A 25873-nucleotide genomic window follows, 5' to 3' on the forward strand; every position below is an offset into this window, starting at 1 on the left:
CCTCAAAATCCATGCTGACAGCGGTCGAGCTATTTTGGCGGTTATGCGTTATGAATAGCTGGTCTCGCGGATGCATATACAAGGAAAGGACCAGCATTATGACCGCGTTAGGGCGGCGCAACGAGCGGGGAACAAGAGGGGCTGTACTAGGGGCGGTTGCGGGAGTCTCACGCACCAAAACTGGGACGTTGCGCGGTGCGACGAACTGTGCCGACCTGAGTGGGCGGGTCGCCGCGATCGCTAGCCACGAGAAAAGCAAAATACGCGTGGTGAGATCATGACGCGACCGATGGCATACGACCGCGAGAACGCGCTAAATGCGATTTGCCCATATTTCACAATGTTTCCACTCGAATACCCTCTCCGGGTATTGAAAAACCACAGCCGGAACACTCCAGTGGTTATGGACCCATTCTGTGGCCGCGGCACCACCTTATTCGCTGCTCGCAAGCTCGGTTTGGTCTCCCGAGGTATCGACTCGTCACCGGTCGCCATCGCAATCGCGCGCTCCAAGCTAGCGGCAGTTGACACCAAGGCGGTACTTGAATTAGCTGCGTCCTACATAGAGCAGCATCGCCCGGTCGCGGTGCCAAACTCGGAGTTCTTTCAGTACGCGTTCGCGCCGACCGTGCTTCAGCAAGTGTGTGCCATTCGCGAGCAGTTGTTGATGGTGAGGCGTGATAGCGATGCCACCGCAGTCCTCCGCGCAGCCATGCTCGGCTGCTTACACGGTCCTTTGAATAAAAACCACGACCGCCTTTCTTATTTTTCCAATCAGATGCCGCGCACCTTTTCCGCCAAACCGGACTATTCGGTGCGGTATTGGCGCGATCATGGGCTTCGCCCGCCTGAAGTTGACGTGCTAGCTGTCCTTCGGCGCAAAGTAGAACGCCTTTTCAACGATCAACTTCCTCACATAGGTGGCATCGCAAACGCACGACATGGAGATTCACGACTAGCCAAGTCGGTGCCGATGGCAAACAGGGACTTTTCGGTCGTCGTAACGTCGCCGCCATATTACGGAATGCGCACATATGTCGAAGATCAGTGGCTGCGTAACTGGTTCTTAGGCGGAAGCGACCAAGTGGAATATGGCAACGAGTTCCAGTTGGAACACGCTGGTACAGCAGCGTTCGCGAAATCGCTGGGCCGCGTCTGGAAGAACATGGCGCGGACTAATGCAGATGATCTGGACATGCATATCCGTTTTGGAATCATCCCATCTGCGAAGGTAGATGCGAAGGCGCTACTACGGGCCTCATTGGAAGAATCACGTGTGGCGTGGAGGGAGGTGTCGGTTCGTCCCGCAGACACTGCGTCGTCCGGAAAGCGTCAGGCAGACCACATGTCGACCGCTTCGTCGGCCGCAATCGAGTATGACTTTCATATAAAAAGGATGTAGGGGAATTTCCATGGCAACTGGGCCTGCCGCTATCTCGCTGAAAGTATCAAAGAGCACGCTGTCGATGTTCCTGCGCACCAGGTGCGACAAAGAATTGTTCTTATCACTTCATGACAAAACAACGATGGCGGCGGCCGGAATGCCGCAACCCATCAAGCGACCAGGAATCGGCGTACTGGCCGTTCAAGGTAAAGAATTCGAAATAGACCGCAACGACGCGCTGGTCCGGCTGTTCGGCAATGTGGTGCGGCTCTCGAAGTCCGGCGGTACTTACCGTGATGTCGATCTACAAGCGGAACTCACACGACTCACAAGCTCGCCGACCTTGATTTTGCAAGGTCGCTTTTCCGTTGCCGCCCACCAGGCAACGGTCCTATCCAATGTAGGGCTTTCGCCAACTGATGCGGCCGTCGTGCCAGTGTTGGCCGACTTCATCCCGGACATCGTGTTCGTGCGTTCAGCGATCGACGGCGAGACAGAGGTGTGTCCGGACGGCACGCGCAACGCCATCGATCACTCGACGGAGACACGGCTCGCTCTAAGCATCTTCGACATCAAACACACCGCCGAGGCAAATCCGAGTTACTGCTCAGAGATTGCCATGTACGCGCTAATGCTGTCCAACTGGCTGGCAATGCATCCAGAACTTGCGCGTCGCTACTTTGTTAGCGCAAATGCATACCTCTGGACCCGCTATAAGCAAGGTGACAGCAGACTCGATCAACTCGAGCAGGCCGGTGGCGCGACCATTGCACAGTTGCTCGGCGCTTTGGTTTCGGATTCGGAGGATGCGCAACTGCGCTACTATCTAGCGGCGATACGCGGATTCTTCGACGACGTTGTTCGAGTCGTGAGAACTGCTAGAACCGCCCCCGGTGGCTGGCAGAATCTTGATTGGCACGTAGCTAATTCCTGTGGTAGCTGTGACTGGCTGGGCGACAAGCGCCACATGGGAAAGAACCAAGCAGATATTGTTGATGCCAATCCGACCCACTACTGCATGCCTTTGGCTGCCGCGACCGGTCACCTCTGCCTCGTTCCCGGTGTCACGCGTGGAGCGAAGAAGGTACTGCGCCTAAATACCGTACCCGATATGACCGCACTCGCTGGTGCGGTCGGACACCCGGCACTTCAGCAGCACACGATTCTCAAGCGAGAAGCCAAGACACTTCCAGCACGTTCAACGGCCATCATGACAGGTGCGCTGTCCACGGATGCAAGCGCAGTCATCGCCTCGCTAGTGCCTAGCGCCAATTTACTGCTATACGCCAGTATCAACTTCGATTCTAGTTCCGGCTTGCTAACTGGTCTGGCGCTATCGGGAACGGCTACGAGCTTTACGGCAGGCCAAGCTCCACGCCGCTTTCAGGCGGTTCCTTTCGTGGTCGATCAAAAGACGCTGGACGCAGAATGGGTCGCCCTAGAGGCATTTCTTACGCAAATAGCCAATTGCGTCGACGTCGCGGAAAACATGGTCACGGGTTCAGTAACTGCCCAAATTCATTTCTGGGAGCTGAGACAGTTTCAGGAGCTGTGCAACGCGATGGGACGCCATCTGCCACGCGTAATGGCACTGACAACACGCAAAGCTAAGGCGCTGGTCTGGGTCTTCCCGCCGGACGAAATGATTGCAAGGCCTGATTCGTTAGAGGCTGCTACTGTGGTCGCGGTGGAGGAAATTGTTCGCCGAATGGTGTTTGCGCCGACTCGACACGTCATTACTCTTTTTGACACCGTTGAACACTATCGTTTAGGGGCGTCGCCAGCCGTACATGACTCGTACTATCGCGAGTATCTTAGCAATGGCATTCCTCGCGAACGCATCTACGAGATTTGGTCGAATAGCACACAAATCAAGCGAGGCAATGGCAATCTGGTGCCTCGAAACACTGTGATCTCACAGTATTCAGACGCTCTCGCACGCCAGTCGCGCGCTTTAGAGGCAGTCTGCGAGAAGTTGCGCCAAGACTACCGAGGACAGTTTCGTGCGAAAGCAACACGTGTTCCGACGTCGATTCCTCGCGGTGCGTCGAACGTTGCTTTTGACGGAAAACTTTGGTTGTGGTGGGACCAGTTAGAGTTCAATGCGTCTCAACTTGAAGCGCACATTCGCCTGTCGATGGATGGGGAACGACTTGAGGCCAGCTACGAGTCTGTAGTCCTCAAGAATGGCGCGCACGCGGGAAACGACATCTACGACTTCGACGTTAGTGCAAACTCGGCAGAGGCAAAGTTCAAAGAGGATTCGATGCTCACGATCGGCAAACTCGGCCATCCGGGCATGCCTCTGCAGCACGCTGCGCGATTGCTGCGGCCGGGGAGCCCCGGGTATGGCGGTAACACCGATCTGCTGGCTCGGCCGTTGTGGTCGGTGTTAGAGGCACGGCTGCTAAGTTTCGACCGAGTGCACCGGCGCGCGCGGGTTCAACTGCGTGTAAAAAATGAACCGTTGTTCGTACCCTACCTGATTGCCAATGCATCGGTCCCGTTGTTGGACGATGTTTTTCTTGTGGAAGGCAAGAAGCCCAAACTTTTTAACTGGGCAGAGCACAGCGCCCCAATTTTGGAGGGGATAGGAACTCCTCGGATTGCAGTGCCGGACAACAATGCAGCGGTTGCAATGGGGATTTCACCGTCCGCTCGACGAGGTGGAAGTTCGCTCGAGACCCCGGCAGCGCGCGTGCTGTGGAATCCGGCTGCACTCGAGCAGAAGGTCATTACCGCGCCAGCGACCTCGCTATCGCTGGCGGGCTATGTGCGCAGACTGGACGGCTTGAACGACTCCCAAGAACGCGCAGTCGCTCATTCCCTTGAACGAGGGCTCACGCTCATCTGGGGGCCTCCTGGCACAGGAAAAACCAAGACACTCGCGGCCATGCTTCATGCGATGGCAGTCCACGCTACCAGCGTGGGGCAGCCACTGCGGATACTCGTAACTGGTCCAACCTACAAAGCGGTAGAGGAAGTGATGCTGCGCTCGGCAAGGGCCGCAAGCAGCGATCCGGCGTCAGCAGCAGCCTTTTATATGGGCTACTCACAAGGTCGAGCTATCGGCACGGTACCCACTGGATTGGCGGGACACGTCAGCTATCAGACTATGGTATTCGACCGATCAGAACCAAATATGCAGAACTGCTTGCGCTCACTTTCCGGGGGCACGGGAGTCACCATTGTCGGCTGCCAAGTCCGTCAAGGTCGGCAATTTGCAAAGTACATGGCGGGCAGTTCGTTGCATCCGGTGTTTGACGTCGTTGTCATAGATGAAAGCTCGCAGGTCTCTGTGCCGCATTCCTTGTCTGCACTTTCAGGGCTGCAAGACGACTCGCGTCTGATTATTGCGGGCGATCATCTGCAAATGCCGCCAATTGCTTCAATTGAAGCGCCCGCCGACGCCGCCTACCTCGTCGGCAGCATCCAGACGTATTTAACCAAGCGAACGTTCAGTGCACCGGTGTTGCCTTGCGTGCTCGAACGCAATTACAGATCGGCAGAGGATATCGTTGCCTTTGCGCGACGCATCGGCTACCCGGCCTCCCTGACGTCGGAGTATGGCGCTACACGCCTACATTACTTGCAGCCGCTTCCGGCCCAAGCTGCTTATCCCGCTCATCTGCCCTGGTGCACGGCCTTCAACGAATTGCTGAGACCGGAGGCGGTAGTCGCAACGCTCCTGCACGAGGACGAATTGTCGTCTCAGGGAAACGCGTTCGAGGCAAAAGTGGTTGCCGGCATGGTGTGGATGTTAAGACAGTCGATCAGCGCGGAGTTGGACGGCCGCGCGTCGGGTATCCCTGCTCATCGAGCACCTACGCCGCAAGAGTTCTGGTCCAATTGCATTGGCATTGTGACACCGCACCGTGCTCAACGAGCACTGGTTATCCGAGAACTCGAATTTCTCTATCCTAGCGAGAGTGACCAGATCGCCGACGCGGTAGACACTGTCGAACGATTCCAAGGAGGGGAGCGCCATACGATTATCGTAACCTTTGGGGTGGCGGACGTCGACGTGATTGGCGGGGAGGAGGCGTTTCTTATGCAGTTGGAACGGACCAATGTTGCTGTTTCGCGCGCGATGGCCAAATGCATCGTGGTTATGCCAGACGCCTTGGCCTCGCACATTCCTGAAGACAAACGAGCACTTGAGACTGCGCACGCGCTAAAAGACTACGTCGACGAATTCTGCAACCGTCGTGTCGATACGATGGTCGTGGGCCCCAGCGAATCCCGCTGGGCACAAGTGCGCTGGCATAGCTAAGGCAAGCTAGACAATCCACGAAACATCACGCCGCGTCTGCTTCGAGGGCGAGCGTAGCGAACGAACCCGAGAGAGGCTGCTCTCTCGGGCAGCGAGTTAGTTTTCGCGACGCACTCTCTGGCGAAATGCTTAAGGACTCGACCTGCAATGAAGATCAAATCCGCTCGCATCAAGAACTTCCGCACGTTGAAAGACGTGACGATTCCCTTCGATTCCGTTACGACATTCATCGGGCCGAACGGCGCAGGTAAGTCAACTGTACTTCGTGCGCTCGACTGGTACTTTAACGGCAAACCAGGTTCGCTGACAGAGAAAGACTGCTCCTTCGGGGCAGCTGACGAAGAGATCGAGGTTCAAGTCACATTCGCCGATCTCACCGAAAAGGATCGGAACGAGCTTGGCAAGTACGCTCCGGCAGGGGTCACGACGTTCACCGCATGGAAGCGCCGAGGCCCAGACGGGACTGAAACCCTATCTGCGAACTCAAAGAGCTACGCGCCATTCAACACCATCCGCAGTAAAGGAACGGCCGCCGACAAGAAAGCTGCTTACAATGATCTGCGGAACTCTGATGCGTCGCTTGGTCTCCCGGCCTGGAGCAATGCCGACGCCGCCAACCAAGCTATGACGACTTGGGAAGCTGGTCACACCGACCAACTCGTCGAAGCACCGGAACCCCTGCAGACCAACTTCTTCGGCTTCAACAGCGGTGGAAAGATGAGTGGACTTTTCGACTTCGTCTTGGTCACTGCCGATCTCCGGGCGAGCGAGGAGTCGATTGACGGGAAGTCAAGCATCATCGGTCGAATCCTTGAGCGTTCAGTCGATCGTACCGCTGCCGATGAGGAGATCGCGAAGATCGTAGAGGAGTCGCGCGCAAAGCAGCAGAATGTCTATGAGGAGAAGTTCAAAGCACAGCTCGACGCCATGACGACGCAGCTCAACGAGGTCGTCACCTCTTACTCGCCTGGTCGAGCTGTCACGGTTTCCCCGGTAGAGGTGGAAATTAAAGCTCCTCGGACCACATTCGCGGTGGCAGTTCTCGATGGCACTACCGAGACCGCTGTGGAACGACAGGGACATGGCTTTCAGCGCACGCTTCTGATCTCTGCGCTCCAACTCTTAGCGCAATCAGGCGCTGCGTCGGCTGAGGGGGTCATCTGCCTAGCGATTGAGGAACCGGAACTCTATCAACACCCGATTCAGGCCCAGACGTTCGGGAAGGTGCTTCGGGCACTCGCCGAGGACTCCAATAAGCGCATCCAAGTAACATATGCGACTCATAGCCCTTACTTTCTTGAGGCAAGACATTTCGACCAGGTCAGGCGGCTGACGAGATCGTCTGATGAGACTCCTGTGGTCACCGTTCACCTCGCTACGGTTGCCGACGTAAAGACAAAGCTGAACGGGATATTGAATGCCGATACAGTTGACCGCCAACTCGACGGCATAGTGGCGAATCAGCTTGCTGTCGCGCTCTTCGCGCATCGCGCTTTCCTCGTGGAAGGCACGACAGAGTCATCGGTGTTCTACGGTATTGGCGATAAGAGCTCTCTTGGCTCGCTTGAGGCCGCTGGTGTGTCCATCGTCCCCGTAGGAGGCAAGACATCCATCCCACTTGCACACGCGATCCTGACGTCGATCGGTATCCCGGCCTATGCGCTCTTCGATGCGGATAGTGGGTTTGAGGAGCGTGCGAAGGCCAATGGGAAGACACAAGACAAGATCGATGCGGAGCGGAAAGCTCATGTAGCAGCTAATCGCATGGCATTGAAGTACTTCGGTCGAGGTGAAGAGGACTTTCCATCTGCCCTCGTTGCCGACGACGTAGCGATCTTCGAGGATCACCTTGAAGCGTTCTTGTCGAAAAACTGGACCGAATGGATAACGTCCTGCAACAACGTCGAGGCTGCTGCAGGTATCAGTCTCGCGAAGAATCAACTCGCGTACCGAGCGGCAACACTTAAGGCCGAGGGAGCGGTGCCAGAGATGCTTATGCAAATCTTGGCCAAGGCGGAGGGTAAGTAGTCTGTTTCGGCAGTAGATGCTCCCCTCAATCTCGAAGAGCCGCGGAACAATACTGCAAGGGCAGCTCGGAGCGGTCACCATATGCCGTGTCATAACTGTCGTGTCCGCTGAAGGAGATACGCATGCCCGGAATTGCTCTAGACACTGTTGCTGTATTTCAGCAGAGAGTTGCAACTTTTAGTCCCTCATACATTGCCGACTGGGATGCCTGGCTGGCCACCGCTGCGCAAGCACGTCCGGCACGCCTCGGGAAAATCCTCAGAAAGTGGCAGGCGTGCCGCCCAAATACGATGCGGCGAGATGCGGCAGCGGCAGTGCATGACGCACCGTACCTCGATGATCTTCTTGCACGCGCTGCGCCCCATGTTGCAGTGTTGTCCACGTTCGATCTTGCCGATCCGTCCGCACTCGGAAATCCGTCGAACATCTCCGCACTGGATAGTCTTTGGAGCGTGTTTGAGCAACTCTCCTATCAGGGACGAGCGCGCGGAGGTATTGCGGGATCGGTAGGAATTTCGAAGGCGGTGATGCTTGTCACCGATGGCAGGGTTGGACCGGCCTTTGACACGGAGGTTAGAACCGCGTTGGGACTTGGGAAAATCCGTAACGCATTGGAGTGGCACAGTGCCTTACGTGTCGCATCTCACGATATCCAGGCGTTTCACCGCGCTACCGGCGTAGCATTTGCAGCGGCGAAGCCGCGTGGTTTCGAGACGCTCGCAAATGGCAGGGTCTATGACATGGCACTTGGGCCCCGCTGAGACATAACAAAATGGCGCAGCGTAATGCTTGGCATGCTGCCGATGCCCCCTCGCCAAGCTCGCCCGGCCGGTAGTGAGGACTCCGAGAGGCATCAGATCGGTTTTCGATGACCGAGAGACGAACTTCGGAGTTCTGAGAACCTGAAACACCTAATTTGCTTAAAATTTGAGCAAATTTGGGTATTTTCAGTGGATTGTGCCCCTCGGGGAGCTGATTCGAGTGGCGCGACGAACATTACATTTCTTTCAGATCGATGGAGTTGGGGCACAGAGACGCCGCCGATACACGCCCAACCGCACCCCTTAAGAGAATGTAAGCCGGCCGCTGGCGGCGCTATATCCGGCTCGGACGAGGGTTTTTCACTTCAAGGACAAGACACGCCCCGTCGTAGCCGACCGAATCACTGATTTGATGCCACCCTTTTATTGATTCCGAGCAAATCGTGTTACATTTATCCCAAGATCGGGGGCGCACCGCATTGTATTTGCTTATTTTTTGAGCAAATTGTCGATTTCTGACTCAATCTTCGTGTGTCGAGGTGATTTTCTCCTCAACCTGTTCAAGGTCCAATGACGTGTTCGCACGATCCGGTCTGTAGCACCTTCGCTTCCCTGACACGCACTCGCAACAGCCTCGCGTTTCAGTTCTTCGATCCTCTTTGAGCCTGACACCGGACAGCCGTCCGAGGATAACGCTCGCCTTAATAAATTAGGATACCTTAGTTATGGTTGACAAACACAGCATACTCTTCGCGCTCGGCAGCACCTACGCAACGCCGGGAGCACTCGACCTGATGCAACGCGCTGGAATACAGCCCGCGCAGTTGTTCATGCGGCACCAGTGCGGCGACTGGGGCGAACTTGACGCCGATGACTGCGAGGCAAACGCCCGATCCGTCACAGATGGAATGCGAATACTTAGCGCCTACAGCATCGGACCAAACAACGAGCGCATCTGGCTCATCACGGAAGCCGACCGGGCCGCGACAACCGCACTCCTCCCGAGCGAATATTGAACGTGAGTTATGTCATACAGCGGTTTCACCCGCTCGTGCGCCCCGGGCTGCATCTCGGCGCTGCCCACTCAAAGATCGCTGTCCATAGCCAATAAAGTCGACTAGATTCGGCGTGCGTGATCCATTGCTTACTAATGGTGTTGCAGATCGCTGGAGTTATCGAAGATCCGACGAGTATCGCGACACGACGGCGACGCATCGAAGCGATGCTGTGGCGCAAGACAACCGAGGTCTTCCTGCAGGGCATGATGTTTTCCGAACTGGCGACATTCATTGCCGATCTGGATTGCAAGTTGCACACCAAGTTGCTCGAACGCGGTTCACATCGAGATACGGTCGCATTTGTTGAGTGCGAACTGACACGGAAGCGGCTTGTGATCTGTAGCTGGCGCGAGGTTGGGACGCTGCACAACCATGCAGTGCTCGCAATCGGCACTTCTGGCATCGAGCGCAACCATCGATTCAAGCCGAGCACGTTGCTGCTTCTCGATCCAGCGGAAGGGCCGCCGACGGCAATGGGGACCTGCAACGCTCAGCTCGACTACGCGAGTTGGGAATCTGCCGAACTGCGCCGATATGCGAGATATACAACGGCCAACGAAACACTATCGGTCGTGCTTAATGGTGCGATCTCAATTGAGGCTGGCGAGCCAAGGAAACCGCCGTAGTTTGGCTTGAGGCCGGACCGTCGCAGTCCAAGTTCACGGCCGCTCAAACAACCGGGCGGGCTCGACATCAAGGGCAATCGCCAGACGCTCGATGTTATCGACCGATACGTTGACGCGTGCTCGCTCTACCTGGCTGATGAACGTACGATCCAGTCCAGCCGCAAAACCAAGCTCTTCCTGAGATAGCGATTTCTTGACCCGGCTAGCGCGGACGTTGTAGGCCAGCACGTCACGAAGTGAGACGAGTCTGGATTTTGGATCGGGGCCTCGGAGCGGTGCGGACATGCCCCGATCTTTACGATATGATGCATTTCGATCTACGGACTTTGCATCACATATCAAGGGACTCTTCGTGTTCTAGTGGCAGCTACCCCACCGCGGATTCCCTCAAGCAGGTCGCCGGGCATGGCGGAATTGCCTCCCCATTACGCACACGCCCAATGAGACTACACCTCGAACCCTAATAAACAGAATCAAGGAAACCATAGACCATGAATTTTTCGAAGATTTCTGCCGTCGTTCTGGTGGCCGTTGCACCCGTCGTTGCTCACGCCCAGTTGAACCAACTACTCGGCGTGATCCATTCGGTCCAGAATACGGTCACCCAACCCGCGACGGGTCAGCCTCAGCAGTCCGGGCAAGATACTGTGCAGCAGCAAGAGCAACAGCAGGAACAGAGCGATAACGCGGCCTACCGTGCGCAGATGGAACAGAGAGCGTCGGCCGGAAGGCAGCAGGCGCAGCAGATGGTTGCTGATCAGGATGCAAAAGACATTGCGAAGTACAAGGCGTCGCAACATAGCGACCAGCAGCAAGCACAACAGCAATTCAATGACGCCAAGAAGTCGGCTGCGGCATGTCGAACCCTGCTCGACCAAAAGCTACCCATCGCCGAGCGATTCATTCGCTGTCGCAATCAAGGTTTGACGGAGTCGCAGGAAATGATGTTCGTCGGAGCGATGCCCTTAACTGCGCAGCCCTATATAGCATCCATGGTTCAAGATGTGTTCGAGGACAATGTAATCGACCCTGCGAGGGGCAAGGCGATCACCGACTACTACGACGCTTGCTACCGGCGCGGGACGCCGTGTGTCCGACCGAAGTGGTAAGCACCGGATGCGCGATGTGAGGTGGCAACGTGTGCCAGATCGCCCAGACGGTCCCGTGCGTCACTGCAGTTTGCGCGTAGATTTGTAGATTCGTAGATCAGGCGAGCGCGTGTGGGTCGACGCTGACACGCGCTCGCCGTCACTGCTACTCAGCGAAGATCGCGTCCTTGCGCAGCGCATAGGTGCTCGGCTTTAGGCTCGTGTGTCCTGGCACGACGAACTGGCTTGTCGGCCGACCTTCCAGCCCGAGAATCAGCAGTCCCTTTCGGACCAGCGCGTTTTTTACCGCCTTCTTCCCATACTCCTCGTTGATTTTGCGCATGGCCTGCGGGAGCAGCAACACCATCCCGACGCCGTCGTGAGTGTGAGTAAAACCGATCTGCGTGTCGTGATCAGCATCGCAAAACGCCGAGTACAGCGGTAAGCGATGACGGTACTTCACCACGAGGTCGCGCACCGCCTCTGCAATTTCGTCGTCTGGCGTCCGCGCATCCGCCCGATACTGCTTCAACCAGTCGGCAAAGCTTCCGCACATGGCGGCGGCGACTTCCCCTTGCGTGATACCGAGTACACCAGCGTCAATGGCGACGAATGCCGAATAGGCCGCAAAAGCGAAGTGCTCAAGCACGCGCTGCTGAACACCGTCTGAAGCATCGAACTTGCGGCCCTCGCTGATTGCGTTTTGAAGATCGCGAAACCGCACCTCGTGCGTACGACGAACTGCCGCCATATTGGCAGCGACGTGCTGAATAAACGCACGCCATGCGATCCCATGCACTTCGCGCAGTTTCGAACGAACAAGTGCCGAGAACGCTGCACCGTTGCTCTCGCCGTGCAACTCATCAAACGCGCCGTAGTTGCCGTTCACCGGCAGTGTAATAAAGCGTGCGATCTGGCCTGCCAGTGCCTGCTCCCCACTACGGCGAATGCGATCGGCAGGACTTTCCTCGCCCGCCGAGATAATCACTGTCGACAGTTGCGCCTGGTCCGCGAGACTGCCATCTGTCTTGGCACGCAGCCTGCCGCTGCCGTTCGTCATGCGATACACAGACTGCCCGAAAGACGCGACATCCGACTGACCGAGTTCGTCAATGACGACCGGCAGATCCTTGTGTTGCGCCACGTACGCTTCCAGTCCGTTCGCGGTCGCTTCCCAGTTGGCAAGACAGTCGGGCGAACCGGTCAAGGCCTGCAGCAATCGAAGGATGGTTGATTTGCCCGTGCTGGACGCACCGACCAGATTCACGCAAATGCCGCTCTGGCCGAACAGCTTCAGAAGGCCCGACGCGAAGGCAAAACAGAGCGGAACGATCATGAGCGGATTGCCGCGGCACAGGGCCGTGAAGCCAACCCAGTCCGCAAGCGTGCCCGCCGATGCACGCGTCTTTGGCTGAGCCCGGATCACGCGCTCGACGCGATCGGAAAAGCGCTCGTTGCCGAAAACGTAGCTCGGGCTTTGACCGCAATCGATCCAGCCGTCACGCTCTGCGCGCAGGAGCCTATTACCGCCGTTGCAGGTGCGCAGGAAATCTGCGACACGCTTCGACGCATCGTTCGAATACAGTTCGACGCCGCGCTCGATCAGATGGCGTGCGAGCCGCGACGCGTTCAGCGTCAAGGTGACCGGAATCTCTATCTCTTTCCAGACGCCATCAGCGCCCTTGATTTTCATCAGGTACGCGGGATGGCCGCCGTCGGCATTGGCGACTTTCGCGACGTACTTCATTTCCGGGCACGGCAGCTTCCACTCGTCATCGACGACGGCATTGACTACCGTGCTTTCAGCTTCAGCATGGTTCATGTTGTTTATTTCCATTTATCGCCCGCTTTACCTGGAACGCGGGCCACGGTTAGGGTTTGCGCTACGATCGTTCGGCGACGCGCTACGTAGTCCGGGACACACGACCCTTCACGGGGCGCGGCGGATCGCTGACCGCATCAGGCAGCGGTGCGAACCGTGCGTCGACCAGCGACGGTGGCGTCGGCTTGATGCGCGAAGCCGTCAGCACTTTCGCCAGCGGCACCGCTTTTTCGCGCGCGGGCGACTTCAGGTCGATCTTGCGCTTGCGGAACTCCGCACGGTGCCGCGCCATGGTGCGCTCCGAATACATCATTTCCATCGGTGCGTTCAGCTTGCGCAGCGCGATTACCGGACGCAGACGATCAGGCACGCCCTCGAAGTCGGCGCAAGTTAGTCCTGACGACACGACGTTGAGCACCGGCACATTCTTGTAGTAGCGGTTGAAAATCTCCCGCGGCGCATTACCGCTCCACGCCTTGACGTTCTGCAAGCCCTGCTTCTTCAGCTCCGCGCTCTGCAAGCGAACTTCAACGCGCAGCAGACCACCGCACTCGTCGCGCAGGTTTTCGAAGAACTTCTTCGGCTCCTCGCCCGTACGCTTCGACTTCGGCAAAGACTTGCGGCGCACATCTTCGCCCTTGTCGTAGAAGATGATGCTGTAGTAACGACCGTTTCTAGGCGACCAGTAGACGGACGTGAACTCCTTCCTCATTGCGCAATCCTGTTCGACCAGCTGGCGCGCGATCTGCCGCAGGCACGTCTTCACGAAGCGGCCCGACTTGAACTGCAGATTCACGGCCAGATCGACACGACGCAACGTCACGTGTTTGTCGATCAACTCCTGCATCGAAACGGCGAACGAGAAACCCAACTTCTTCTTGAGGCACGAGATCACGCACGCCAATCCCTTCGCGAGACGCTGCGAAGTGAAGACGTTCTGGCCGAGAATGGAACCGAACAGCGAGCCCTCCACACTCAGTGTCTTGGAGAGGGGGTTATAACGAACGTGCAGGTTGTGCATGCCGTATTTTCCGATAACCGGCAGGCGATTCGTGCTGCTGAAAAGGACTTCGCCATCACCGTTGCTGACCAGGCTGCGCTTCTGACCGGACACGTCCCACTCGACGCCGCTAACCGCGAACTCGACCGTATCGAAGTTCACACGATCAGCCGAGCGGAACGCCAAGCCAGTCTGCGTGGACTTCTTGCTGGTCGTTGTCTGCGGCGCGTTGACAATTTGACTCGGACGGGTCTTCATCGGGCACACTCGCGAGACGGAGCCAGCAATTGCGCGATGCAAGCGCAGGCATTGCATGCCAATTTGGCATTGTCAGATTGCGGGTTGATCATGATTTTTTCCATTAGTACACCTATTTATCTAGAAAGATGTCATATAGGGCATAGGGGGTATGTAATTACAGACGAACGCGAACAGGAACGCTGCAGACGCCGAGTCGCCATTTGACGACGGGCACCTTCGGCAGCTTCTTCGTCATGACGAGACGGAGCGACAAATTGTCAGCAGTGCAGTTCGATTGGACGCTATTTACAATGTCCTCCGGGCCGACCATCAGGATGGTTGGATCGGCGCACGTCGCATTCGAGAACTGCTCACCGGGCAGGCTTACCGTAGCGGCGTTCGCAATCGAAGGATTGGTCGAGAGCGTCGTCGGGTTTTGCAGTCGCTCCATTATTGGGCCTCCTTCGACGCCAAGTACGCCTGGATTGCCGAGAGCCGCCAGGCGCGAATACGCGCGGTAACGCGGAACGATTGCAGTTCCTTGGACTTCCCAAGTTTGTACAACGTCGTCTTGCCGATCTTGAGCATCTGGCAGACTTCATGCGCGAGGAAAATGGGATCGACATCCGGCGTGCCGCTTTTCGCCGTGTTGGCGATTTCAGGCAATGCTGCGGAAGCGTGCCGTGCGGCGGTTGACGACGAACGCGTGGGCTCGCCAGAAACGACGTGGTTGTGGCGAGCCGCGAGGTCCGCCCGCGGCGATGCAGTCGCGACGACCGCGCAACCCGAAAGGGGTGCAGTTAGCGACGACTGAGTGGGGTTCTTTGTTTGTGAGATCATCTGCGTACTGGTAGCGGGTTGACACACATTTACGTGTGCAACGTCCAGACGCAGAACGGGTATACCCAATCTGTTACGCACGCTTGTGCAGATGCAAAGCGTGCGCTGCGCTTGGACGCGCAAACATAAACAGATACAGGCAAACCCCGCTCACGCAGTGTGACGGGCGTTCAACTGACGGCTCCGCGATCAGCTAACTTCGCTGAGGCGGGTACTACACCGATTAGCTAGGCCCCTTCGCAGTTGATCTACCCGCTCCAATTCAGCTAACGGCACCGAATCGCAACGTATTGGTGGTAGACGCTCTTACGTCAGGTCTAGGCAGCAAATCCTAATGTGCGTCATCGCGACTGTCAACCTCGTAGCTTTCGCTGACGTCACGGACGTTCATCGGCGGCCGATGTCTGGACATTGTCAGTCGAAGCAGGTGTGCCGCTGCAGTATTTGCCCCAGTCCCGCATCAGCGCCGCACGTTTGACGAACAGATCGCCGCGCGCGTAAGCCGCTTCGGCTTTGTCCTTGATGCCGTGCGCGAGAGCGGCTTCGCACACTTCGCGCGGATAGTGAGTCGTCTCCCCTGCCCAGTCCCGGAACGTTGAGCGGAAGCCGTGAACCGTAATGTCGTCGCGCTTCATCCGCTCAAGCAGTTGAAGCATCGCCATGTTTGAGAGCGGCTTCCCCTTGCGCGCTCCCGAAAAGACATAGTCGCCCTGTTTGATCTCCAACTGAGCCTTAACCAAAGCAATCGCTCGCGGCGAAAGTGGAACGCGATGCTCCTTGCGCATCTTCATGCGCTCAGCCGGGATGGTCCAGATGCCTTCGTCCAGATCAAATTCCTGCCAAGTCGCGCCGATGACTTCATTCGTTCGGGTAGCGGTCAAGATGAGAAGCTCGAGGGCTCGCGCGGCGACGCCTGCTTCCGGGCGCAACGTTTTGACGAACGCTGGCAGATCGGTATACGGCAGGGCCGGGTGATGCTCAACTTTCTGCACGCGGGAGCGTTTCGGGAGCAACGTATCCAGATGGCCCCTCAGTCGCGCAGGGTTTTCGCCAGAGCGATAGCCTCGAACTGTGGCCCAGTCGAGCACCGATTCGATCCGGCCCCGAAGCCGCGACGCAGTTTCGGTCTTCGTCGTCCAGATCGGCTCAAGAACCCTCATGACCAGTGAAGTGTCGACGGCCGAAACAGGACGCGAGTCGAAGACCGGGTAGGCGTAAGTGGTGAGCGTGTTGGTCCACTGATCTGCGTGCTTTGCGTTCTTCCAGCCCGCCCGGTGTGCCTCAATATACTTCTCAGCGCAATGTTGGAATGACACGTCGTTGGCCTGAGCGACCCGTTGGGCGGCAAGCTCGGCGTCGCGGGCGTCGAGGGGATCAGTTCCAGCGAGCAGCAGACGGCGGCAATCGAGGGCGAGTGCTCGGGCTTCGGCGAGCCCGACGGTGTGCACGGGTCCGAGGCCCATGCCGCGCGGCTTACCGTTACGCATGTACCGGAATAGCCATGACTTGACTCCAGCGGCCGTGATCTGAAGATAGAGGTTGCCACCGTCGCCGTACAACCCCGGCGCTGTTGTCTTGGTGACGGCCAGTTGGCTCAATCTGTTCATTGCTCGCGGCATGTTCGACTATCAAATTGACTATCAAAATAAAGTCTGATTATAGCGAAATTCGGTTGTCGACAAGTGAACGCCAATGACCGAACGTCTTCGCGGAACCCAATGGGGATAAGGATTTCAGCGATGTCATGTGATTTTTGATGAAGGCAGATGAATCCAACGCGGACGGACCCTCTCTCCGCCAGGACACCAATGAATACGGGCCTTTCGGCCCGTTTTTCATTTCTACCCGCCAAAGAACCCACCATCAGGCAAGGTGCCTGGAAACCGCCCTGGTTTTCGGGGCGTCAGTTTGGCCATCCCCTTCGCCGTAAAGCGGCCAGGCGTCCCGGCTGGTCAGCAACGCGATGCGGCCTAGGGTTCATACTCGGATTTCAAATCTGAGTAAGCCAAACCGTTCGAGTCTCGTGTTCCTCACACGCCAGAACCTCGTCGATCTCATGGATCTGCAAGACCTTCTGGGTGGCCATTGGAAAACCCGTGACTACGATCAGGTCGACGAGTGGCGACAGGAAGCTGCAGCGGCAGTACTGACTGCGGCGCACGTTAGATCAGGCGAAGAGATGGCCGGCCCGTGGGTTGAGCAAATGGAGAAACGGCGACCGCGAAATGTGGTGGTCGTCGCACGAGCCGAGCCCAATCAGGTGTTCACCTCGGATATCACGTACATCTGGACCGACGAAGGTTGGCTGTACCTGGCCGTCACGCTGGACCTGTTCAACCGGGAGGTCGTGGGCTGGTCCGTCAAGCCGCGCATGACGACGGAACTCGTGACCGACGCGCTGACGATGGCATGGTTCCGCCGCCGGCCCGCGCCCGGCGCGCTGCATCATTCGGATAGGGGCAGTCAATACTGCCAGCCACGACTTCCAGCGCAAACTGAACTCGTACGGCATGCGCTGCTCGATGAGCCGTAAAGGCAGTTGCTGGGATAACGCGCCGACGGAAAGCTTCTTCAACAGCCTGAAGAACGAGCGCGTGCATGGCGCGAGGTATCGCACGCACCGCGAAGCCGTCTCGGACTTGTTCGAATATATCGAGGTGTTTTATAACCGCAGTCGTCGTCATTCATCGCTCGGCTTCAGGTCGCCAACCCAGTTCATGAACCTCACAGGAACGATAAACCCTCATAGGCGCGTCCATTTCATCTATTCGACACGCGTTGTGATGCTCCCTTAAAGGAAAGGGGCTGTGACCGCGGTTGACGCAACAGGCCCCTGCGGCATCGCATCGCCACACTCGGAACAGAACTTGGCGTCCGGGGCATTGATTTTCGAGCACTTGCGGCACTTGCAAGGGAGCGGTCCGCACAGAGCTTTCTGGCGCATATACGCGATTTGGATGACACACGGCATCGTCACACGATAGGCCGCGCCGGTCAGTTCCACCGCGCTCCAGACACTGGCCAGTAGACCGAAGGGCGTCAAAAATAATGCATACGGTGCCCAATCCCCCAACTTAATCCCTCGTCCGAGCATTTTTGAAGCCATCCCATTGGCGACAACTTGCGCCTTAAAAAGGGACTCCGGCATATCTCCCATATCGGGTTCGTTGTTCAGATGAATCAAATCCTGAAATATGAATCGCTTTCGCTCGAACGTCGGCATCTTGCTCAAGGTCTCGTCGTATAGCTTCGAGACAATGGCGGTCTCAATTGCCATGGCGTTAGCGCCCTTGGTATGGGCCACCTTCAAGTGACTGGCGACATCGCCGACCAGCTCTGTGTATGACACGCCCTTGCCGCCACGGAAAATGTTGGCAATCGAATTGCCACCAAAGAGCACGATTTCCCTGGCAATCTCGGCGCGGTCTACTGCCGGGTAAAGACGAGCGTGCTTACATGCCTCAAATCGCTTAAGCGTGGATTCGGACAAGGAGATTCGTCCCGCTCCGCTATCCGTGAGGTAGTCGACCAGGACATCGAGGTCGTCCACATCTGCGACGCGCAGCAGCGCTTCAAGGTCTCCCGAGTCTTTCAGAAATTCTGTATCCAACTTTATCCCCTATTTCTTGATATGCGGCGTGTGGGCCGCTTAAGGTTATCTGACCGTGACTTTTGAGGTTGAGGGCCCCGTCATGAAGGCATCGACCTCCGCCACGCTCTTGAGTAGCACCGACTCGTCGACACCATGTGCGCGCGCGAGTGCGAGGCTTGTATCCAGCAAGCGCCTGTTGACTGACAGGTCGAATGCAGCAATTGTCAGGTCGCCAAGTCGGTCGAACTCGTCATTTAGCAGCTTGAGGACCTTGCGAACCTCTTCATCGAGCGCGGACACGATGCGGCTCATGCGTTCCGCAAGGCGGTCCGCGAATTCGCGGGCCTTCCTACCGAGGGTGACCGCAATAAACTTGCCCGCAACCGAACCCAGGATGGCACCGAGCACCGGCACAGGAATAAGCGTCTGTCCTGCCGCAGTGGCTAACCCCACGATGGCTGCCTCGCTACACACGAACATGCCGTTATCAATGAATGCATCGAGAGAAATCTTCCCGGCGTGATAGTCAGCGGCGAGCGAGGCCATACCTTTAGTCGCCGTGACAAACGCGCTGGCAAACGGAGCGGCCATATCGGCACAGTTTGTCAGCGCATAGATAGCAGCACCGGCAAATGCACCTCCAGCGGCCCCCTTTGCGGTAGACAATCCGACCTCTTTCCAGTCTTCGGCCGTAAAGTCGCCAGCGAAAACATTTTTCCCGTCCCGATACTTCTGCCACAGCTTCGTCGTCAGAGTGAGCGCAGCGCCGACGGCAGCTGCGCTGCCTGCCGCCTTAAACCCATCCCCAAACGAGGCCTCATGCTCAACGCGAATATGGTCCTTGATGGATTCGTTCTGTTGCTTCAAATCCTGTTCGTGGTGTCCAACGGTTTCATCGACCTTACCGAGCTGTACCTCGGCATACGTTGAAACCGAGGGCTGCACAGCTTCCTCGAACGGCTTTCCACTTAGCAGCTCGATTTGCGAAACCTTTTCCTGAATTGCACGAACAGTCTTGTCGCTGAGCTCGCCGGTATTCCCCTTGAGGACTTCAAGAATCTGGGCGTGCTGGTCCTTTGGGATGTGATAAAACCCGTCCTTGCCGAAGTCCTTGTATTTGTCCAGGTGCTCCAACACGTGGCTCAAGCCATTGTTAGCGCCGTTGATAAACTTCGACTGGACGTCGATGCCGTCAATGCGATAGTCCATTGGCGCGGTACGGCCAACGCCTTCGAACGTCGCGCCAGGCGTCACCTGCGCGAGGTAGTCACGTGCACGGCGCACGCCTACTTCAACTTGCTCGGCCACCTCACCATGCTTCGTATCCATGCGCCCCAGAATCCTGGACGGGTCACCGAGGAACTTGCGCACCTCGTCCATGGCTCCCATCGCATTTTCAAAAGCGTGGTCTTGAACGGCTAATGCCGCATTCTCTGCCGCTGCGCGCGCACTGTTGACCGCATCAACCACGATGCCGGCAGCCTGGTCCGAGATGGGGGACGACTCCGTGTGAGACGTGGTATTGGTTTGCATGGCTGGTCTCACGACACGTTCGACAAGATGGTCTTGTTCAGCAGTGACGAAAGCGTGCGCACATGGTTGATGAGCGCCCCGATGGCTTCTTTTTCTTGCGTTGAAAACTGGGCGTAGTCGGTTGGGGCTGATTGCTTGAGCTTGCCTAGCAGCGACTTCATTCCAAAGGCATGCATGTGCGTCAGATGCTTGAGCTTATCAATCTCGTGAGCCGCAATCTTGAGTGAGGCAATACCCTTCTCAATGGTCAAACGCTTCCCATGGGCTTCTTCGGCAATCTTGCCGTTTTTATGCCACATGAACAGCCCTCCTCCGGCCACCGCAAGACCCGCTAGCCCCCAGCCCACCGGGCCCGCGAGTGCAAGCAAAGCACAGCCAGCGGACATCCCTCCGCCACCCGCTGCGAGCGCTCCGCCTCCCAACCAGGCGAGTGCCGCATTCGTCGCGGCAGCTCCTGACAGCGAGGCGATGGCTGTCCCGGTTGACGCCGTGCCGAATGTCGTCGCAATGGCCATAGCTGCAGTAGGGCCCATTACCGCTGTTGCGGCACCTGCGGCTACGCCTACCCCAGCCCCCGTGCCGCCTGCCACGGTTGTGTCGTGCAGTTGACGGTCAACTTCGTTAACCACACCTTCAAAGGTGCGATATTCCACCTTGTACTCAGAAAACGCGCGGCCAAATTCTTGCGGCGTCGAGGCCAGGCTGTTGACGTAAGCTTCCACATCGCCAATCAGCAACTCGCTGCTTTCACGGCGCAGGTTATACAGCGCCGTGGCAAACCCCTGAACCGTGCTTTGTTGGAGGTCGTATTCATTGGCAGCCGCCTCAAGTTGCTCGCGGGCAGCTGATGCTGCTTCTCGGTTAAGCATGGATGCTCCGATTTGCATTTGATTTACTCAACGGGCCCGGTGGTCTGGCCGGGGCATCACGCTGAGCACGTATGCCAGCACAAAAGCGGACACTTCAAGCTGTCGACTCAAGTATTAGCGGCTACCCTTGCAAGCACTTGAGCCTTCACCTGTTCAAACTCTTCTTTCGTGAGAACGCCCGCTTTGAAAAGGTCATACGAGCGCTTCACCTCATCAGCCCAATCCTGGCCAGTCTTTGTTCCGGCTGCGGCAACTTCTCGAGCTGCCACGTCCACGGTTTCCGCCTCTGGCGGTCGCTGGTTGGGCTCAAAAAACCGTACCACCCTTAACAACTGCTTCAATACGGCATATGCCATGAAAGCAAAAATCAGAAAAATAATCAGCTTACCCATAGCTAACCCCTTTGTATGTCTTTCAAACCGGCCAATGCCTTCAGCAGCGGCTAACCACGGGTAAATCATATTCGGACCTACGACAAGATGTGTCGCAACGCCGCCAACGCACCGTCTTCGGTCGGTTCGTCATCGAGGCTCTCAAGCTTGACGCCCCAAACCTTGTCGCCAAACCCAAGCAGCCAGCGATGCAGTTGCACGGTTTCCACGACCACAGCGCTTACTTCCAGTCTGTCGTCAAAGGTAACAACCTTCTGCTCCGGCGTTAGTGGAGACTCGAGCAATTGAAGAGCGGTCTCCCGTTCGATGCAGAAACTCAGCCGAACTCGCTTCCCGCTGCCGAAGCCAAATTTGCCATCGGCCTCGTACTCTTCCAGGTTGAAATCGGTCGGCCGCTCGAAGGAGCGTGTGGTCACGCAGGCCGTGATGATTCGATGCAAAGCGAGAATGCGCTCCTCGGCGTAGCCCTTGTAGCGGCAAACTAGGTAAAGACGAACACCTTGCTGAGCCAGTCCGAGAGGCATTACCTCGGCTGACTTCGATTTGCCGACTGCGTTTCGATACTCGAGCTCGAGCCAGAGATTCGCGTAGAGCGCATTGCTCACAGCATCGAACACGCCATCTTCGATTTTTGGCGGCAGGGTTGGCTGAGTCGGACTGACGACACGTATTTTCTTTAGCCACTGCTGGCTGGGCCTTTCGGCAACCGTGGGCCCGAAGTTCCTTCTGGCCTGCTCGAAAAAGCCATCCATGGACTTCATGACGCCAGCGGGCAGAAGATGATTCAGATGCTGCTCTGCCAACAACAGTAGCAGCGACTCCTGCTCGCTGAGCACGGGTAAGGACAGCCCTCCCGATTGGGCCTTCCAGCAATATCCATAGGGCTTGCTCCGGTCGTCGCATTCAATGTCGAAATGCTCGCACAGCATTTCCAACTGACGCTGGATAGTCCGTAGGTCCCGGCCATGCCCTGCGTGCTGCAACTGGTCGTGCAGTTCGGCTGCCGTGACCTTTCGGTTTCTCGGAATACGTCGTAGTAGCTCTATCGCGAGGATGGTTGTATTCAGCGTATCGGGGCGCGTGGCCATGACAAATCTGATAAAAAACTATTTGCTTGTTGATTTATCCGCTGCGCTGACCTTTGATGCCTCTTGCACGGAGACCGAATACGAGACCCGGTCGTGCTGACGGAACCACGAAAATCACCATGCTTTCCATCAGAGATGTTGCACAAAGCCGGACTGGCGGTTGGTGATATCAGCCTATCCGAATGACCTCATCGAGGGAGTGAACGGCCTGCCTGCCGGGGACCTGAACGACGGCGACCAGCTCGCGCACTTGAACGGCATGCTCAAAGGAAAGCCATTCGAAAGGCGGATTCGAGAAGCGCTATTCATCTAAAATTGTCGGAGCAGTTGCGGTTACACGATATCTATCGGCAAATCCCGCGCGAACTTGACTTCTGACCGTGCAGCATCCGAATTCGTATCCTGCCCCCTTCGCGGAAACCTCGGAACGGTCCCTGTGGGACCAGCTCGTCAAGGTAACGGCTGCCCGCTACACGACGCTCATCGTGTTGTCCTTTGCGCGCCTGTGCTTCGTCATCGCAGGACCTGGATATATTTCCTGTACTCCACGGCTGGTTACTGCGCCTTGGGTATCGAAAGCGCACGCTGCGGCCGTTGGGTCGTAAGGGTGAGATGAACGGTTGCACGGTCGGGGTTCCTGGTTGCTTCTGGCACGGGATCCAGGCAGAAAAATCGTTGAAAATCTAGTGGTTTATGCGCGTGCCGCCGGCCGGGTGTGCCGAATCCCCTCTCTCCGCCAGAATGCCTCTAAGGCTTGCTGCATAAGGGTTTGCAGGAAGTCAGTGAGTGGCGCAAAGTTGGACCCTGGCTTGGACCATTCAAGCCATGCGCCTGCCTCACAATCTCGTCCGACACTCTTCGGGCGTGTTTCATTTCCGCCTTCGTATCCCGCCGGACCTGCACGCCGCTGCCGGGCTCAAAGTCGTCAAGCGATCGTTGCGCACGCGCTGCCCCCGCACCGCCCAGGCGTGGGCCTACGTGTTGACCGCGCGGTATCATGCGATCTTCATAGTCTTGCGCTCTGGGACCATGCCAAAACCAACATTGAACGACCTGTTGAATCTCGACACGTCGACCACGCGTCCCTACGAAATCAACAGCAGCCCTGGCGGTGGTTTCTCGGTCAAGGCCGAGGGCGCGGAAGACCATGCGCGTGCGATGGAGGCGTTACGTCTGTTGACGGCCTCTCGTGTGGCTCCTGCCCCTACGCCCGCCGCGCCCCCAGAACAACCGACACGCCCCAGTTTGAGCGTTGCGCGCGCCGCCAATGAGTGGGTCCAGTTCCTCACGCCCAGCACGCTCCGCAAGACGCTCACGATCAAGCGGGCTGCGTTGACGTCCTTCGTGGGGCACGTAGGGGCTACCAAGTCGATCAACGACGTTTACCGCCCCGACGTGGCGGGGTGGGTGCAAGCGCTGCGCAACGAGGGACTGTCCACGCCGACGATCCTCAACAAACTGTCCTACCTGAACGGCTTTTTTGAATGGGCGAAGGGGGCCGGGCATTTCACGAACAGCGACAACCCGGCAAAGGGGCAGTTGACCTATTCGCACCGTGAAAAACGGCAACGGCGCAAGCATGGGTTCAAGGCGTTCACGGTCGATCAGGTCAAGATGTTGTATTCGCCCGAGGCACTGAGCGCGAACCTGTCCGAAGCGGCCCGCTGGGGGGCTGTGTTGGGCCTTTACACCGGCGCGCGTGTAGCGGAGGTGGGCCAGTTGACCCTGGACGACTTCATCGACATTGGGGGTGTGCCTTGCGTGCGAATCACCGACGAGGGCGACGGGCAGAGCCTGAAAAACGACGCCAGCATTCGGACGTTGCCGTTGCATCCTGACCTGTTGAGGTTAGGGGTAATGGACCGTGTGAGCACGTTGCGGGCGGCAGGTGAGACCCGGTTCTTCCCGGACGTGAAGGTCGGCAGCGTGAACGGCATGGGTAACTGGCTCTCGAAAGCGTTCTCACGACACCTGGACGCCTGCAAGGTTGACCCGGGGGCCATCGGTCGGGTGGGGTTCCACTCCCTGCGAAAGACCGTGATCCAGGCCATGCAGACAGGTGGCGTGTCGTCGGAACACCGGGCTCAGTTCGTCGGGCACGATCTGGACGATGAGCATCACGCGGCATACAGCCGTGACTACACCCCGGCAGAACAGTTGAAGGTGATCGGCCCGACACTGCGTTGGCCTCTGGATCTGGCGGCTGTGCGGGGTGCCTTGGAGGGGCCGAAAACGGCCAGGAAAGCACGATAAGGCAGCGCGCGCCCGTTTTCCGACTCAGGGCATTGTGCGCGCTGGCGCGCGCGTGGATGGGATCATGAGAGGTGTTACGTGCCTTCTCATGGTGGCCTGTCACCCTAGCGGGTTGCCTTCGGCCGGTTTCCCTTCGGGTTGCCTCCGGCCTGTGCCCTAAGACGGTGGCCCAACCAGTGAATCATGGGGTTTGCCATACCCATGCCCCTGCCCCGGCAAGGCCCGGGGCTGAACCGCCCCGGCCCAAGCCGGGAAAGCCTCTCCCTGCCTGACCCGGGTAGGGTTTGGCATGGGATGGCTTTCCCGACTCGGGCCCAGCGTCCTAGGGACGCCGCCACTCACCGGGGATGGGATAGAAACGCTCCCCATCTGCGGACAGTTCACGGCTCGTTTCGCCGCTGGTGCTGGGTCTGTCCACCGCCCATGACAGGCGGCGCCTCTCCATCGGAACTGTGCACCATGTCCCGGCCGTCGCCGGGCGCTTCCCGCTCATCGTTCCAACCCATGCAATGCCGAGCCGCCGGGGCGCACGAACCGGGCCAGATTGAGCCATACCCGGTGCCTTCCGTGGGACGAGACGTTGCTGGGGCGGATCGTATGCTGCGCATACGGTTCAAGGTCGCCGGGCCTGCCGCTTTCGCGGTGGGTCGACACCGGGGATTGGTTACCTCGGCGCGTGCTTGTTCGGACCTCCGGCGGCTCCTGGTCGGTGCATCGGGGCTGGGTCGTGTCGGCGGGAAACTTGACCTTCGGTCCTGGCCCAGTAGGATGGTGTTCCGGGGCCGAAGATTTGGGTTGTCGTAGCGCACACTACACAGTCCAGTTCCGGGTGCGTCAACATCGGGAACCGCAGCCCCAACCTACGAAAGCGAACGCCTCCTGTCAAACAGGGGGCGCTTTGTTACACCAACATCGGCCCCATCTTGATCCGTGAGATTGACCCAGAAAAACGGACACCTATTCTTTTGAGAAGGAGGTGCCGGAAATGGGCAAGCATCGTACCCCATACCCTGCGGAATTCCGGGC

19 protein-coding genes and 1 pseudogene are annotated in these 25873 nt (G+C 57.6%); 9 read left to right on the forward strand and 11 right to left on the reverse strand.

The window, feature by feature from the left end; all coding sequences use genetic code 11:
- Positions 1 to 277: 277 nt before the first annotated feature.
- From C7411_RS34565 to C7411_RS34590, 6 genes are all read left to right on the forward strand, one after another.
- Positions 278 to 1402, forward strand: coding sequence for a DNA methyltransferase (locus C7411_RS34565; RefSeq protein WP_110388628.1), 1125 nt, complete (start codon positions 278 to 280; stop codon positions 1400 to 1402).
- A 10-nt stretch (positions 1403 to 1412) separates the two neighbouring features.
- Positions 1413 to 5657: an AAA domain-containing protein gene (locus tag C7411_RS34570; protein WP_110388629.1), complete on the forward strand. Its 4245-nt coding sequence runs from the start codon at positions 1413 to 1415 to the stop codon at positions 5655 to 5657.
- 147 nt (positions 5658 to 5804) lie between these two features.
- The gene (locus C7411_RS34575; protein ID WP_110388630.1) at positions 5805 to 7685 is read left to right on the forward strand and encodes an ATP-dependent nuclease; all 1881 of its coding nucleotides are present in this window, start codon (positions 5805 to 5807) and stop codon (positions 7683 to 7685) included.
- A gap of 122 nt (positions 7686 to 7807) precedes the next feature.
- Positions 7808 to 8446: a hypothetical protein gene (locus C7411_RS34580; RefSeq protein WP_110388631.1), complete on the forward strand. Its 639-nt coding sequence runs from the start codon at positions 7808 to 7810 to the stop codon at positions 8444 to 8446.
- 725 nt (positions 8447 to 9171) lie between these two features.
- Complete coding sequence (locus tag C7411_RS34585) at positions 9172 to 9462, forward strand: hypothetical protein (RefSeq protein ID WP_110388632.1); 291 nt, start codon at positions 9172 to 9174, stop codon at positions 9460 to 9462.
- Positions 9463 to 9596: 134 nt separating this feature from the next.
- Complete coding sequence (locus tag C7411_RS34590; RefSeq protein WP_110388633.1) at positions 9597 to 10130, forward strand: hypothetical protein; 534 nt, start codon at positions 9597 to 9599, stop codon at positions 10128 to 10130.
- Positions 10131 to 10163: 33 nt separating this feature from the next.
- Here C7411_RS34590 and C7411_RS34595 read toward each other — a convergent pair whose 3' ends face one another.
- On the reverse strand, positions 10164 to 10415 hold the full coding sequence (locus tag C7411_RS34595; RefSeq protein WP_110388634.1) for a helix-turn-helix domain-containing protein: 252 nt from the start codon (positions 10413 to 10415) through the stop codon (positions 10164 to 10166).
- Positions 10416 to 10621: 206 nt separating this feature from the next.
- Between C7411_RS34595 and C7411_RS34600 the strand changes: the two genes are divergently transcribed.
- On the forward strand, positions 10622 to 11239 hold the full coding sequence (locus C7411_RS34600; protein WP_110388635.1) for a hypothetical protein: 618 nt from the start codon (positions 10622 to 10624) through the stop codon (positions 11237 to 11239).
- 145 nt (positions 11240 to 11384) lie between these two features.
- Here the strand turns inward: C7411_RS34600 and C7411_RS34605 are convergent, their stop codons facing one another.
- The 5 genes from C7411_RS34605 to C7411_RS34625 form a co-directional block, all read right to left on the reverse strand.
- Positions 11385 to 13040 carry a DUF927 domain-containing protein gene (locus tag C7411_RS34605; protein ID WP_165822958.1) on the reverse strand — a complete coding sequence of 552 codons (1656 nt, stop codon included), beginning with the start codon at positions 13038 to 13040 and terminating at the stop codon, positions 11385 to 11387.
- Positions 13041 to 13122: 82 nt separating this feature from the next.
- Positions 13123 to 14298, reverse strand: a complete 1176-nt coding sequence (locus C7411_RS34610) for a phage/plasmid replication domain-containing protein (protein WP_165822959.1) — start codon at positions 14296 to 14298, stop codon at positions 13123 to 13125.
- A gap of 157 nt (positions 14299 to 14455) precedes the next feature.
- Positions 14456 to 14731 (reverse strand): hypothetical protein, encoded by a 276-nt coding sequence (locus C7411_RS34615; protein ID WP_110388638.1) that lies wholly within the window; start codon positions 14729 to 14731, stop codon positions 14456 to 14458.
- Entirely contained in the window at positions 14731 to 14946 is a 216-nt protein-coding gene (locus tag C7411_RS38510; RefSeq protein ID WP_243413445.1) for a helix-turn-helix transcriptional regulator, read from the reverse strand. Before C7411_RS38510 ends, C7411_RS34615 begins: the two co-directional genes overlap by 1 nt.
- Before the next feature lie 551 nt (positions 14947 to 15497).
- Positions 15498 to 16727, reverse strand: a complete 1230-nt coding sequence (locus C7411_RS34625) for a tyrosine-type recombinase/integrase (protein ID WP_110388639.1) — start codon at positions 16725 to 16727, stop codon at positions 15498 to 15500.
- Between the two features lie 638 nt (positions 16728 to 17365).
- Between C7411_RS34625 and C7411_RS34630 the strand changes: the two are divergent.
- A pseudogene (locus C7411_RS34630) lies at positions 17366 to 17915 on the forward strand (IS3 family transposase); the annotation flags it as partial.
- Here C7411_RS34630 and C7411_RS34635 read toward each other — a convergent pair.
- The 5 genes from C7411_RS34635 to C7411_RS34655 form a co-directional block, all read right to left on the reverse strand.
- Positions 17912 to 18730, reverse strand: a complete 819-nt coding sequence (locus tag C7411_RS34635; protein ID WP_110388640.1) for a hypothetical protein — start codon at positions 18728 to 18730, stop codon at positions 17912 to 17914. The pseudogene C7411_RS34630 and the gene C7411_RS34635 overlap by 4 nt on opposite strands.
- A 45-nt stretch (positions 18731 to 18775) precedes the next feature.
- On the reverse strand, positions 18776 to 20245 hold the full coding sequence (locus C7411_RS34640; RefSeq protein WP_110388641.1) for a sulfite exporter TauE/SafE family protein: 1470 nt from the start codon (positions 20243 to 20245) through the stop codon (positions 18776 to 18778).
- A gap of 8 nt (positions 20246 to 20253) precedes the next feature.
- Positions 20254 to 21114 (reverse strand): hypothetical protein, encoded by an 861-nt coding sequence (locus C7411_RS34645; RefSeq protein WP_133253753.1) that lies wholly within the window; start codon positions 21112 to 21114, stop codon positions 20254 to 20256.
- A 107-nt stretch (positions 21115 to 21221) separates the two neighbouring features.
- Positions 21222 to 21506, reverse strand: a complete 285-nt coding sequence (locus C7411_RS34650) for a hypothetical protein (protein ID WP_110388643.1) — start codon at positions 21504 to 21506, stop codon at positions 21222 to 21224.
- Between the two features lie 77 nt (positions 21507 to 21583).
- Positions 21584 to 22594 carry a helix-turn-helix transcriptional regulator gene (locus tag C7411_RS34655; protein ID WP_110388644.1) on the reverse strand — a complete coding sequence of 337 codons (1011 nt, stop codon included), beginning with the start codon at positions 22592 to 22594 and terminating at the stop codon, positions 21584 to 21586.
- Between the two features lie 786 nt (positions 22595 to 23380).
- Between C7411_RS34655 and C7411_RS34660 the strand changes: the two genes are divergently transcribed.
- A complete protein-coding gene (locus tag C7411_RS34660; protein WP_110388645.1) occupies positions 23381 to 24847 on the forward strand; it encodes a DUF6538 domain-containing protein in 1467 nt (488 codons plus the stop codon).
- Positions 24848 to 25873: the final 1026 nt, after the last annotated feature.

It is taken from the genome of Paraburkholderia silvatlantica, from assembly GCF_003096715.1.
Lineage (GTDB): Bacteria > Pseudomonadota > Gammaproteobacteria > Burkholderiales > Burkholderiaceae > Paraburkholderia > Paraburkholderia silvatlantica.

What these genes read in the sequence shown, in the direction of transcription:
- C7411_RS34565 (WP_110388628.1), top strand. Translation starts at nt 278, where the DNA reads ATGACGCGACCGATGGCATACGACCGCGAGAACGCGCTAAATGCGATT.
- C7411_RS34570 (WP_110388629.1), top strand. Translation starts at nt 1,413, where the DNA reads ATGGCAACTGGGCCTGCCGCTATCTCGCTGAAAGTATCAAAGAGCACG.
- C7411_RS34575 (WP_110388630.1), top strand. Translation starts at nt 5,805, where the DNA reads ATGAAGATCAAATCCGCTCGCATCAAGAACTTCCGCACGTTGAAAGAC.
- C7411_RS34580 (WP_110388631.1), top strand. Translation starts at nt 7,808, where the DNA reads ATGCCCGGAATTGCTCTAGACACTGTTGCTGTATTTCAGCAGAGAGTT.
- C7411_RS34585 (WP_110388632.1), top strand. Translation starts at nt 9,172, where the DNA reads ATGGTTGACAAACACAGCATACTCTTCGCGCTCGGCAGCACCTACGCA.
- C7411_RS34590 (WP_110388633.1), top strand. Translation starts at nt 9,597, where the DNA reads ATGGTGTTGCAGATCGCTGGAGTTATCGAAGATCCGACGAGTATCGCG.
- C7411_RS34595 (WP_110388634.1), bottom strand. Translation starts at nt 10,415, where the DNA reads ATGTCCGCACCGCTCCGAGGCCCCGATCCAAAATCCAGACTCGTCTCA.
- C7411_RS34600 (WP_110388635.1), top strand. Translation starts at nt 10,622, where the DNA reads ATGAATTTTTCGAAGATTTCTGCCGTCGTTCTGGTGGCCGTTGCACCC.
- C7411_RS34605 (WP_165822958.1), bottom strand. Translation starts at nt 13,040, where the DNA reads ATGAACCATGCTGAAGCTGAAAGCACGGTAGTCAATGCCGTCGTCGAT.
- C7411_RS34610 (WP_165822959.1), bottom strand. Translation starts at nt 14,298, where the DNA reads ATGAAGACCCGTCCGAGTCAAATTGTCAACGCGCCGCAGACAACGACC.
- C7411_RS34615 (WP_110388638.1), bottom strand. Translation starts at nt 14,731, where the DNA reads ATGGAGCGACTGCAAAACCCGACGACGCTCTCGACCAATCCTTCGATT.
- C7411_RS34625 (WP_110388639.1), bottom strand. Translation starts at nt 16,727, where the DNA reads ATGAACAGATTGAGCCAACTGGCCGTCACCAAGACAACAGCGCCGGGG.
- C7411_RS34640 (WP_110388641.1), bottom strand. Translation starts at nt 20,245, where the DNA reads ATGCAAACCAATACCACGTCTCACACGGAGTCGTCCCCCATCTCGGAC.
- C7411_RS34645 (WP_133253753.1), bottom strand. Translation starts at nt 21,114, where the DNA reads ATGCTTAACCGAGAAGCAGCATCAGCTGCCCGCGAGCAACTTGAGGCG.
- C7411_RS34650 (WP_110388643.1), bottom strand. Translation starts at nt 21,506, where the DNA reads ATGGGTAAGCTGATTATTTTTCTGATTTTTGCTTTCATGGCATATGCC.
- C7411_RS34655 (WP_110388644.1), bottom strand. Translation starts at nt 22,594, where the DNA reads ATGGCCACGCGCCCCGATACGCTGAATACAACCATCCTCGCGATAGAG.